The sequence below is a fragment of the Pseudomonas sp. 313 genome, from assembly GCF_000316965.1.
In the GTDB taxonomy this organism is placed as follows: Bacteria; Pseudomonadota; Gammaproteobacteria; order Pseudomonadales; family Pseudomonadaceae; genus Chryseomonas; species Chryseomonas benzopyrenica.
Genome location: NZ_ANBZ01000067.1, coordinates 60,737 through 72,453, shown reverse-complemented (window position 1 = coordinate 72,453; position 11,717 = coordinate 60,737). Strand labels below are relative to the sequence as shown.

Below are 11,717 nucleotides of genomic sequence, written 5' to 3'. Positions count from 1 at the left end.
TCGTGGCGCCCTGCTGAAGGGGCGTCGCTTCAAGAGGTTTGGAAATGGCTGAACGTCTGAACAACGACTTCCAGTTCATCGAGGTCGGTCGCAAGGATCCGAAGAAGAAGCTGCTGCGCCAGCGCAAGAAGGAATTCGTCGAGATCCACGATCCCTTCAAGCCGCAGCAGGCCGCCGAGCAGGCGCATCGCTGCCTGGGTTGCGGCAACCCCTATTGCGAATGGAAGTGCCCGGTGCACAACTTCATTCCCAACTGGCTCAAGCTGGTGTCCGAAGGCAACATCCTGGCGGCGGCGGAACTGTCGCACCAGACCAACACCCTGCCCGAGGTCTGTGGTCGCGTCTGCCCGCAGGATCGGCTCTGCGAGGGTGCCTGCACCCTCAACGACGGCTTTGGCGCGGTGACCATCGGCTCGGTGGAAAAGTACATCACCGACACCGCCTTCGCCATGGGCTGGCGCCCGGACATGTCCAAGGTAAAGCCCACCGGCAAGCGGGTCGCCGTGATCGGTGCCGGTCCGGCCGGCCTGGGTTGCGCCGACATCCTGGTACGCAATGGCGTGACCCCGGTGGTGTTCGACAAGCATCCCGAGATCGGTGGCCTGCTGACCTTCGGCATCCCCGAATTCAAGCTGGAAAAGACCGTGCTCAGTCGCCGTCGCGAGGTCTTCGGCGGCATGGGCGTGGAATTCCGTCTGAATACCGAGGTGGGCAAGGACGTGACCATGGATCAGCTGCTCGAGGAATTCGATGCGGTCTTCCTGGGCATGGGTACCTACACTTACATGAAGGGCGGCTTCCCTGGCGAAGACCTGTCAGGCGTTCACGACGCCCTGGATTTCCTGGTGGCCAACGTCAACCGCAACCTGGGCTTTGAAAAGGATGCGGCCGACTTCGTCGACATGAAGGGCAAGCGCGTGGTGGTCCTGGGCGGTGGTGACACCGCCATGGACTGCAACCGCACCTCCATCCGCCAGGGTGCCAAGAGCGTGACCTGCGCCTACCGCCGCGACGCCGCCAACATGCCGGGCTCGCGCAAGGAAGTGAAGAACGCCAAGGAAGAGGGCGTGAAGTTCCTCTTCAACCGCCAGCCCATCGCCATCATCGGTGAAGACAAGGTGGAAGGCGTCAAGGTGGTGGAAACCCGTCTGGGCGAACCCGATGCCCGTGGCCGCCGCAGCCCCGAGCCGATCCCCGGTTCCGAGGAGATCCTGCCGGCCGATGCGGTGGTCATCGCCTTCGGTTTCCGCCCAAGTCCGGCGCCCTGGTTCGAGCAATTCGGCATCGACATCGACAGCCAGGGCCGGGTCGTCGCGCCGGGGCTGCACGAGTTCAAGCACCAGACCAGCAACCCGAAGATCTTTGCCGGTGGCGACATGGTGCGCGGCTCCGACCTGGTGGTGACCGCCATCTTCGAGGGTCGCAACGCCGCCGAGGGCATCCTCGACTACCTGGGCGTCTGAGGCCAGGCCGCTGGACAAGAGCCGACCGGTGCAAGCCGGTCGGCTTTTTTTTTGGGGTGGGATCCTGCCGGCACGGGGCTTCGTGCAGTATCCGCCAAGCAATCGCGGCCATGGGCCGCTCCTACGAAAAGCGTCACTCTGTAGGAGCGGTCGCTACGGCGCACCGGCATGGCCACGATTAGCCCGCCGAGCCGTAGGATTGAAAACCGCACAGCGTTTTTCATCTGGATGACCGTCCGGCGATAGGCGAGGCTGCACCGTCACCCTACGGAGCACCCCATCACCCCGATAGACAAAAGGCACGCCCCCCTGCCGTGCCTTTTGCCAGCCGCTTTGCGACAATGCCGGCACTTTTGCTGCCGGATGTCGCCATGACTGCCCTGAAGAACGACCGTTTTCTGCGTGCCCTGCTCAAGCAGCCGGTGGACGTCACCCCGGTGTGGATGATGCGCCAGGCCGGGCGCTATCTGCCCGAGTACCGCGCCAGCCGGGCCCGCGCCGGTGACTTCATGAGTCTGTGCAAGAACCCGCAATTCGCCTGCGAGGTGACCCTGCAGCCGCTGGAGCGCTATCCCCTGGATGCGGCCATCCTCTTCTCCGACATCCTCACCATCCCCGATGCCATGGGCCAGGGCCTCTATTTCGAGACCGGCGAGGGGCCGCGCTTTCGCAAGGTGATCGATACCCCGGCCGACATCGAGGCGCTGCCGATCCCCGATGCCGAATCCGACCTGGGCTACGTGATGGACGCCGTGCGCACCATCCGCGCGGCGCTGGACGGCCGAGTACCCCTGATCGGCTTTTCCGGCAGCCCCTGGACCCTCGCCACCTACATGATCGAAGGCGGCTCCAGCAAGGATTTCCGCAAGGCCAAAGCCATGCTCTACGACTCCCCCGAGGCCCTGCACCTGCTGCTGGATAAGCTGGCCCAGGCGGTCACCGCCTACCTCAACGGCCAGATTCGTGCTGGCGCCCAGGCGGTGCAGATCTTCGATACCTGGGGCGGCAACCTATCCGCCGCGGCCTACCAGGAGTTCTCCCTGGCCTATATGCGCAAGATCGTCGCCGGGCTGATCCGCGAGCATGAAGGACGACAGGTACCGGTGATCCTCTTCACCAAGAACGGCGGTCTCTGGCTGGAAAGCCTGGCCGACAGCGGCGCCGAGGCCCTGGGCCTGGACTGGACCTGCGACATTGGCGAAGCGCGCCGCCGCGTGGGTGCCAAGGTTGCCCTGCAGGGCAACATGGATCCCAGCGTGCTCTACGCCAAGCCGGCGGCCATTCGCGCCGAGGTGGGGCGTATCCTGGAAAGCTATGGCCAGGGCAGCGGCCACGTCTTCAACCTGGGTCACGGCATCACTCCCGAGGTGGACCCGGCTCACGCCGGCGCCTTCATCGAAGCCGTGCACGAGTTGTCGGGGCGCTACCACCAGGGCTGACTGTGCCGGGATCGGCACGACCGGTCCCAAGTCGAGCGAGCGGGCCGTGGCTGGTTGCGGCATAGTCGGGGTTTTCCCGATGGAGCGCCGCCATGGCCCAGATGACCCCGGAAGAGCTGCAGCACCTGGCCGAAGAGGTGCTCGCGGCCCAGGGTTTCAGTCAACCGCAGAGTACAGCCATCGCCGCCATGATGGTGGCCGGCCAGCGTGATGACTGTGCCTCCCACGGCATCTATCGGCTGCTGGGCATCGTCAAGACGCTCAAGGCCGGCAAGGTGGTGCCGGATGCCGAACCCCGCATCGAGGACGTGGCGCCGGCCATCGTCCGGGTCGATGCCGGGGGTGGCTTCTCGCCGCTGGCCTTCCACGCCGGTCTGCCGCTGCTGGAAGCCAAGGCGCGCGCCTGTGGCCTGGCGGCCCTGGCGATCAACAACTGCGTGCACTTCTCGGCGCTCTGGGTGGAGATGGAAGCCCTCACCGCCAGGGGCCTGGTGGCCCTGGCCTGCAATCCGACCCAGGCCTATGTCGCCCCGGCCGGCGGTCGTCGCCCGCTGTTCGGTACCAATCCCATCGCCTTTGGCTGGCCGCGACCGGAAGGGCAACCCTTCGTCTTCGATTTCGCCACCAGCGCCGTGGCCCGCGGCGAAATCGAATTGCACCGCCGTGCCGGCAAGGCCCTGCCCGAAGGCTGGGGAGTGGATGCCGAGGGCGCTCCCAGCAGCGATGCCCGCACCGTGCTGGAGGAGGGCGCCATGCTCACCTTTGGTGGTCACAAGGGCTCGGCGCTGTCGGCCATGATCGAATTGCTCGCCGGACCCCTGATCGGCGATCTCACCAGCCCGGAATCTTCCGCGGTCGACGCCGGGGCGGGCGGACTGCCTTATCACGGCGAACTCATCCTGGCCTTCGATCCCCAGCGTTTTCTCGGCGCAGCGGTAGGCGACTACCAGCAGCGCGCCGAGCAGTTGTTCGCCGGCATCGAGGCCCAGGGCGCCCGCCTGCCGTCGCAGCGCCGCTACCAGGCGCGGGCTCGCAATACCACCCGTGGCTGGGTGGAGGTGCCGGACGAACTCCTAGCAGACGTCCGGGCCCTGCTACCTGGCTGAGCCGGGACGCGATGCGCATCACCTGAAGGAGGCTGCGACAACGCGGCCTCTGAACCCCGTGCCAGACGCAGGGTCCACGACTGGCCCCCCCTTAGTGCCAGCCCTGGGTCTTCATGTACGCCGACGACACCGATCGCCCCCATCACCGCGGCCTGTTGCTGCTGAGCATCACCCTGATGGTGCTGGTGTACTTTCTCGACAACCTGTCCATCGCCCTGGCCAACCGCTATGTCTATGGCGGCCTCGGCATCGACCCGCGCAGCTACAGCCTGGCGACCGCCTGCTACAGCGTCGCCGTCATCGTCACCAGCGCGCCGCACCAGTGGTTCGCCCAGCGCCTGGGCTATCGCAACCTGATCTTCACCGCCGTCGGCATCCATCTGGTCGGCCAGGTGTGCTGCCTGGTGGCCACGGATCTGCCGACCTTCATCGCCGGACGCGTCCTGATGGGCGCCGGCGCCGCTACCTTCTTTGCCGGGGCGCGGGTGCTGGTGCAGATGTATTTCTCCGGTCCGCAGCTGCCGACCGGGATCCGCGCCTTCGCCTCGGGCGTGCCCCTGGGGGGTGCGCTGGCGTCCTTCACCACCGCGGAATTGCTGGAAGGCCATCAGTGGCGTGCCATCTTCATGGTGCCGGCGCTGGCCTGCGCGCTGGTGGCCATTTGCATCTGGCTGTCGCTGCCGCGGCGTTCCCATCCGCTGGAGAATTCCGGGGCGCCGTCGCTGCTGTCCATGGTGCTGCTGGCGGGTGGCAGTCTGCTGTTGACCACCACCACCCAGCGGCTGGCCTTCGATTTCTTCAGCGATGGTCCGTGGCTGGCCCTGGAGCTGCTGCTGGGCACGGCCATCCTCGGGCTCTACGTCTATTACGAGCGCGGCCTGGCACGGCCGACCCTGGACTTCAAGCACGCCATCACCCCCGGCTTTCTCGCCGGCATGCTGTTCATGATGCTCAATTACTTCCTGCTCGGGGCCTACAACTTCATCATTCCCCAGTACGTGGTCAACGGTCTGCAGCTGCCGGTCTATACCGCCGGGGGCGTCATGGCGCTGGGCTGGCTGTGCGGCCTGGCACCCTTGCTGATGATCACCTCGGTGCGGCTGCGCGAGCGCTTTCCCTGGGGCGGTTTTCGCAAGTACCTGGTGGCGGGCTATCTGCTGCTGGCCGGCTACGGCTTCTGGATGGTGCACCAGCACGCCGACGTGCCCCTCTATCAGCAGCTGGTGCCGGGCCTGATGATGCATGGCACCTACCTGATCGGCACCTTCGCGGTGATCATCATGTACACCTTCATGCGCGTCGAGCCGGCCTATTTCAGCCAGGCCTACCAGATCAAGAACATGACCCAGCAGCTGGTCATGCCCATGGGTATCGTGCTGTCCAACGTCTTCCTGCAGTGGCGCGACGCCTTCCACGCCTCGGTGCTCAGCGCTGCGGTCAATCCCTATGCGCAGAACTACCAGGCCTATGGCGAACGCTATCGGCAGGCTACCGGCGCCGACAGCGCCCTGGCGCAGATCTCCAGTCTGGTCACCCGCCAGAGTCAGGTGCTGGGCTATCTCGACTATTTCTGGCTGGTCGGCTGGATCGGTCTGGCGCTGGCGGTCTACATGGCCGTACAGCGGCATTTCCGCTAGCGCACGACGATTGCCCGCCCTTAAGCCGACGTTCAGCTGGCGACCACCATAATGCGGGCCTTTGCAGGTCGCGGCGGTTGCCGGGAGCCTGCGCCGGTCGGCCGCGCCCCGGTCGGTCCGGAGCTTGCATTGCTGGGCTGTCGGGCTTTGTGGAACAATGCGGGCAACGATATTTTTCAAGGGTGGCAGCCGTGATCGACGCTGATGGTTTTCGCCCCAATGTCGGCATCATTCTCGCCAACGATGCCGGCCAAGTACTGTGGGCTCGCCGCATCAACCAGGATGCCTGGCAGTTTCCCCAGGGTGGGATCGATGACCGGGAAACGCCCGAAGAGGCGCTGTACCGGGAGCTCAACGAAGAGGTGGGGCTGAGCCCCGATGATGTCCGTATCCTGGCCTGTACCCGGGGCTGGCTGAGGTATCGTCTGCCGCAGCGCATGGTGCGCACCCATAGCCGTCCGCTGTGCATCGGCCAGAAGCAGAAGTGGTTTCTGCTGCGGCTGACCGCGGAAGAGCAGCGGGTGCGGATGGATGTGACGGGCAAGCCGGAATTCGATGGCTGGCGCTGGGTAAGCTACTGGTACCCTCTGGGCCAGGTGGTGACCTTCAAGCGAGAGGTCTATCGGCGGGCGCTCAAGGAGTTGGCACCCCGCTTGCTGGCCTGATTGCCGGTACGGCCGGTGCGAAAGAGGTGAGGAGAAGCTGTGGTCATGCAGGATGAACGACACGTGATGCACGCCGGCGGATCCGCCGGGCGTCGGCTGCGGAGGCGCTAGATGCTTGCAGTTCTGCGCAAGATCGTCCAGGAGGTCAATGCCGCCAAGGATCTGGGGTCGGCACTGTCCATCATCGTGCAGCGCGTCCGCGCGGCCATGCAGTCGCAGGTCTGCTCCGTCTATCTGCTGGATCCGGACACCAACCGTTTCGTGCTGATGGCCACCGAAGGCCTCAACAAGAAGTCCATCGGCCGGGTCAGCATGGCCCCCAACGAGGGCCTGGTCGGTCTGGTCGGCACCCGCGAAGAGCCGCTCAATCTCGAAGACGCCGCCAGCCACCCGCGCTTTCGCTATTTCGCCGAGACCGGTGAGGAACGCTATGCGTCTTTCCTCGGTGCACCCATCATCCACCACCGTCGGGTCATGGGCGTGCTGGTGGTGCAGCAGAAGGAACGCCGTCAGTTCGACGAGGGCGAAGAAGCCTTTCTGGTCACCATGAGCGCCCAGCTCGCCGGGGTGATCGCCCATGCCGAGGCCACCGGGACCATCCGTGGTCTGGATCGGCAGGGCAGGGGCATCCAGGAAGCCCGCTTCGTCGGCATCCCCGGCGCGCCCGGGGTCGGCGTCGGCAAGGCGGTGGTGGTCCTGCCACCGGCCGACCTGGAAGTGGTCCCGGACAAGACCGTGACCGACATCGACGCCGAGCTGCAGTTGTTCCGCTCGGCGCTGGAAGGCGTGCGGGCGGACATGAAGGCGCTCTCCAAGCGGCTGTCCACCCAGTTGCGCAAGGAAGAGCAGGCGCTGTTCGACGTCTATCTGATGATGCTCGACGACGCCGCCCTCGGTAACGAGGTGACCACCATCATCAAGAGCGGCCAGTGGGCCCAGGGCGCCCTGCGCCAAGTGGTGATGGAGCACGTCCAGCGCTTCGAGCTGATGGACGACGCCTATCTGCGCGAACGTGCCGCCGATGTGCGTGACCTCGGGCGCCGGCTGCTGGCCTATCTGCAGCAGGCCCACCAGGCCTGCCTGATCTACCCGGAAAACACCATCCTGGTCAGCGAGGAGCTCTCGCCGGCCATGCTCGGCGAGGTGCCCGAGGGGCGCCTGGTCGGCCTGATCTCGGTGCTGGGTTCGGGCAACTCCCACGTCGCCATCCTGGCGCGTGCCATGGGGGTGCCCACCGTCATGGGCGCAGTGGACCTGCCGTATTCCAAGGTGGACGGCATCGACCTCATCGTCGACGGCTACCACGGCGAGATCTTCACCAACCCCTCGCCGACGCTGATCAAGCAGTACGGCGACGTGGTGGAAGAGGAACGCCAGCTGACCCAGGGCCTCGACGCCCTGCGCAGCCTGCCCTGCGAGACCCTCGACGGCCACCGCATGCCGCTGTGGGTCAACACCGGCCTGATGGCCGACGTGGCCCGCGCCCAGCAGCGGGGCGCCGAAGGGGTCGGGCTGTATCGCACCGAAGTCCCCTTCATGGTCAACGAGCGCTTTCCCAGCGAGAAGGAGCAGCTCTCCATCTATCGCGAGCAGCTGGCGGCCTTCCATCCGGCGCCGGTGACCATGCGCACCCTGGACGTTGGCGGCGACAAGGCGCTGTCCTATTTCCCGATCAAGGAAGACAACCCCTTCCTGGGCTGGCGCGGCATCCGTGTCACCCTGGATCATCCGGAAATCTTCCTGGTGCAGACCCGTGCCATGCTCAAGGCCAGCGAAGGCCTGAACAACCTGCGCATCATGCTGCCGATGATCTCCGGCGTGCACGAGGTGGAGGAATCCCAGCATCTGTTGCATCGTGCCTGGTGCGAGGTGCGTGACGAAGGTGTCGACATTCCCATGCCGCCGGTGGGCGTCATGGTCGAGGTACCCTCGGCGGTCTACCAGGCCCGTGATCTGGCGCGCCAGGTGGACTTCATCTCGGTAGGCTCCAACGACCTGACCCAGTACCTGCTGGCGGTGGATCGCAACAATCCGCGGGTGGCCGATCTCTACGACTACTTCCACCCAGCGGTGCTGCAGGCGCTGCAACAGGTGGTCGATGGCGCCCATGCCGAAGGGGTGCCGGTCAGCATCTGCGGCGAGATGGCCGGCGATCCGGCGGCGGCGGTGCTGCTCATGGGCATGGGCTTCGATACCCTGTCGATGAACGCCACCAACCTGCCCAAGGTGAAATGGCTGCTGCGCCAGGTCACCCTGGAAAAGGCCCGGGAACTGGTGCAGCAGATGCGCCAGATCGACAACCCCCAGGTCATCCACAGCGCCCTGCATCTCGCCTTGCGCAACCTCGGACTGGGTCGGGTGATCAACCCGGCGGCCAGCGTCCAGAGCTGAGCGTGTCCGGCGGGAGGGCCGCTTCCCGCCGGGCAGGCAGCGGCGTACCATGCCGCCTCCTGCGCCCGAGGTGATGATGGATCTCTTGCTCTTCCTGGTGCTCGGCGTCTGCGCCGGGCTGCTGGCCGGTCTGTTCGGGGTCGGCGGCGGCCTGATCATCGTGCCGGTGCTGGTCTACAGCTTTACCGCCCAGGGTCTCGATCCGGATATCCTCACCCACCTGGCGGTGGGTACCTCGCTGGCCACCATCGTCTTCACCTCGCTCAATTCCGTCTGGGCCCATCACCGGCTTGGCGCCGTGCGCTGGCGGCTGTTCGCCTGGATGGCCCTGGGCATCGTCTTCGGCAGCGCCCTGGGTGCGCTGACCGCCGCCGCCATCCACGGCCCGCTGCTGCAGAAGATCATCGGCACCTTCGCCATCCTGATCGCCCTCCAGTTGGCGCTGGACCTGCGCCCCAAGGCCCAGGCCGGTGAGCCGGGCAAGCCGGCGCTGACGGTGGCCGGCGTGGTGATCGGCTGGGCCTCGGCCATCTTCGGCATCGGCGGCGGCTCGCTTACCGTCCCCTTCCTGATCTGGCGCAGCCTGAGCATGCCGCAGGCGGTGGCCACCTCGGCGGCCTGCGGCCTGCCCATTGCCCTGTCCGGGGCGCTGTCCTTCATCCTGGTCGGCTGGCAGCAGCCGGGCCTGCCCGCCTGGAGCCTGGGCTATGTCTATCTGCCGGCCTTGCTGGGTATCGCCCTGACCAGCATGTTCTCGGCCCGTTTCGGTGCGCGACTGGCCCATCGCCTGTCGCCCCGACTGCTCAAGCGCCTGTTCGCCCTGTTGCTGTTCGGCGTCGGTCTCAACTTCCTACTCTGATCCCCTTCAAGGAGGCACCATGCTGCCGTATCCGCAAATAGACCCGGTGGCCCTGTCGCTGGGGCCGCTGAAGATCCACTGGTACGGCCTCATGTACCTGGTGGGTATCGGTGGCGCCTGGTGGTTGGCCAAGCGTCGGCTCAATCGCTTCGATCCGCGCTGGACCAGCGAGACCCTGTCCGACCTGGTGTTCTGGGTGGCGCTGGGGGTCATCGCCGGGGGGCGGCTCGGCTATGTGCTGTTCTACAACCTGGCGGAGTACATCGCCAATCCAACGTTGATCTTCGAGGTGTGGAAGGGTGGCATGTCCTTCCACGGCGGCCTGCTCGGGGTGATCCTGGCGGTCTGGTGGTTCGGCAAGCGCCACAACAAGGGCTTCTTCGAGCTGATGGACTTCATCGCGCCGCTGGTGCCCATCGGCCTGGGTGCCGGCCGCATCGGCAACTTCATCAACGCCGAACTCTGGGGCAAGCCCACCGATGTGCCCTGGGCGATGATCTTCCCGCCCTACAGCGATCCGGCCCAGTTGCCGCGCCATCCCTCGCAGCTCTACCAGTTCGCCCTGGAAGGCGTGGCGCTGTTCGTGATCCTCTGGCTGTATTCGCGCAAGCCGCGGCCGACCATGGCCGTGTCCGGCCTGTTCGTGCTCTGCTACGGCATCTTCCGCTTCATCGTCGAATTCGTCCGGGTGCCCGACGCCCAGCTCGGCTATCTGGCTTGGGGCTGGCTGACCATGGGGCAGGTGCTCTGCGTGCCCATGGTGCTCGGCGGTATCGCGCTCATGGTCTACGCCCATCGCCGCGCACCGCAGCCGGTCGTCCGCGCCGAATGACGTCTGGGGACCGCCCGCATGACAAGTGCGGGCGGCCTGTTATAGTTCAGGGACCACCATCACAACCGCGCAAGGGATCAGCCGTATGAATCCGTTCCGTAGCCTGGCTGCCGTGCTGGCGCTGGCCCTGACGATGCAGGTCCTGCCGGCGCAGGCGCAACAGGCTCAGGGTGACGTCACCGAGTATCAGACCGCCGACCAGGCGTTCGGTGAAGCCCAGGCTCCCGCCGCCTTTTCCATGATCGGCGATCTCTTGATCGCGCGGCCGCTGCTGATCGCCGCCACCGTGATCGGCGCGGGCGTCTTCGTGGTCAGTCTGCCATTCACCGCCGCGGGCGGTAACATCGGCAAGGCCGGCAAGGCCCTGGTGGTCGAGCCGGGCAAGGCGGCCTTCGTGCGCTGCCTGGGCTGCACCCAGAGCGGGTACGGGCGTACCGAGTAAGGCCCTGGCGCTAGCCCTGGCCGCTGATCTTCAGGTATTTGTCGTGCAGCTGCTCCTTGGTCTCGACATGGTTTTCGTCGAGGGGGATGCAGTCCACCGGGCAGACCTGCTGGCACTGGGGTTCGTCGTAGTGGCCCACGCACTCAGTGCACAGGTTCGGATCGATCACGTAGATCTCCGCGCCCTGAGAGATGGCGCCGTTCGGGCACTCGGGCTCGCACACGTCGCAGTTGATGCAATCGTCGGTAATGATGAGGGACATCGTCGGCTCCTCGCCACGCGAACGCGCAGCGATCCAAAAGTCAGGCGCGCATTTTGCCCCATCCGCGCGCCGGCTGCACCCGACAGTCCTTGGGGTTAATCAGCTGGCCGGGGCAAAACGCTCCAGCAGCGCCTGATGCACGGTGGGATGGACGAACTTGGTCACGTCGCCACCGAGGGCCGCGATCTCGCGCACCAGGGTGGAGGAGAGGTAGGAATAGTGTTCCGACGGGGTCAGGAACATGCTTTCCGCCTGGGGCGCCAGCACCCGGTTCATGTTGGCCAGCTGGAATTCGAACTCGAAATCCGACACGGCGCGCAGGCCGCGCAGGATGATGGTCGCCTTCTGCTGTTCCACCAGGGTGGCCAGCAGGCAGCTGAAGCCGATCACCTCGACGTTGGGCAGGTGCGCGGTCACCGCCTTGGCCAGCTCGACCCGGCGTTCCAGCGGAAACAGCGGGTTCTTCTTGGGGCTGGCCGCCACCGCCACCACGACTTCGTCGAACAGCCGCGAGGCGCGCTCCACCAGATCGCCATGGCCCTTGGTGATGGGGTCGAAGGTGCCGGGGTATAGCACTCGGTTCATGACGCTGTCCTGGGGGCGAAGCTGTTGGGGCTTGGA

Annotated in this window: 11 protein-coding genes; 9 read left to right on the top strand and 2 right to left on the bottom strand. The window is 65.9% G+C overall.

Annotated features, from left to right (window positions below; all coding sequences use genetic code 11):
* The first annotated feature begins 44 nt into the window (after window positions 1-44).
* The 9 genes from C722_RS0113590 (at window position 45) to C722_RS0113550 (ending at window position 10,834) form a co-directional block, all read left to right on the top strand.
* Window positions 45-1,463: an FAD-dependent oxidoreductase gene (locus C722_RS0113590; protein ID WP_017641018.1), complete on the top strand. Its 1,419-nt coding sequence runs from the start codon at window positions 45-47 to the stop codon at window positions 1,461-1,463.
* Window positions 1,464-1,834: 371 nt separating this feature from the next.
* The gene (gene hemE, locus C722_RS0113585; protein WP_017641017.1) at window positions 1,835-2,902 is read left to right on the top strand and encodes a uroporphyrinogen decarboxylase; all 1,068 of its coding nucleotides are present in this window, start codon (window positions 1,835-1,837) and stop codon (window positions 2,900-2,902) included.
* A gap of 92 nt (window positions 2,903-2,994) precedes the next feature.
* A complete protein-coding gene (locus C722_RS0113580; protein WP_017641016.1) occupies window positions 2,995-4,008 on the top strand; it encodes an Ldh family oxidoreductase in 1,014 nt (337 codons plus the stop codon).
* Window positions 4,009-4,121: 113 nt separating this feature from the next.
* A complete protein-coding gene (locus C722_RS0113575; RefSeq protein WP_017641015.1) occupies window positions 4,122-5,645 on the top strand; it encodes an MFS transporter in 1,524 nt (507 codons plus the stop codon).
* 191 nt (window positions 5,646-5,836) lie between these two features.
* Window positions 5,837-6,310, top strand: a complete 474-nt coding sequence (locus C722_RS0113570) for an RNA pyrophosphohydrolase (RefSeq protein ID WP_007161635.1) — start codon at window positions 5,837-5,839, stop codon at window positions 6,308-6,310.
* 111 nt (window positions 6,311-6,421) lie between these two features.
* Entirely contained in the window at window positions 6,422-8,701 is a 2,280-nt protein-coding gene (gene ptsP / locus C722_RS0113565) for a phosphoenolpyruvate--protein phosphotransferase (protein ID WP_017641013.1), read from the top strand.
* Window positions 8,702-8,777: 76 nt separating this feature from the next.
* Window positions 8,778-9,560 (top strand): sulfite exporter TauE/SafE family protein, encoded by a 783-nt coding sequence (locus C722_RS0113560; RefSeq protein ID WP_017641012.1) that lies wholly within the window; start codon window positions 8,778-8,780, stop codon window positions 9,558-9,560.
* Between the two features lie 19 nt (window positions 9,561-9,579).
* Window positions 9,580-10,392: a prolipoprotein diacylglyceryl transferase gene (gene lgt / locus C722_RS0113555; RefSeq protein WP_017641011.1), complete on the top strand. Its 813-nt coding sequence runs from the start codon at window positions 9,580-9,582 to the stop codon at window positions 10,390-10,392.
* Window positions 10,393-10,477: 85 nt separating this feature from the next.
* Window positions 10,478-10,834, top strand: a complete 357-nt coding sequence (locus C722_RS0113550; RefSeq protein WP_017641010.1) for a hypothetical protein — start codon at window positions 10,478-10,480, stop codon at window positions 10,832-10,834.
* A gap of 10 nt (window positions 10,835-10,844) precedes the next feature.
* Here C722_RS0113550 and C722_RS0113545 read toward each other — a convergent pair whose 3' ends face one another.
* Together C722_RS0113545 and coaD are read right to left on the bottom strand one after the other, a co-directional pair.
* Window positions 10,845-11,096, bottom strand: coding sequence for a YfhL family 4Fe-4S dicluster ferredoxin (locus C722_RS0113545; RefSeq protein WP_017641009.1), 252 nt, complete (start codon window positions 11,094-11,096; stop codon window positions 10,845-10,847).
* A 99-nt stretch (window positions 11,097-11,195) separates the two neighbouring features.
* A complete protein-coding gene (gene coaD / locus C722_RS0113540) occupies window positions 11,196-11,681 on the bottom strand; it encodes a pantetheine-phosphate adenylyltransferase (protein WP_007161641.1) in 486 nt (161 codons plus the stop codon).
* Between the last annotated feature and the right edge of the window lie 36 nt (window positions 11,682-11,717).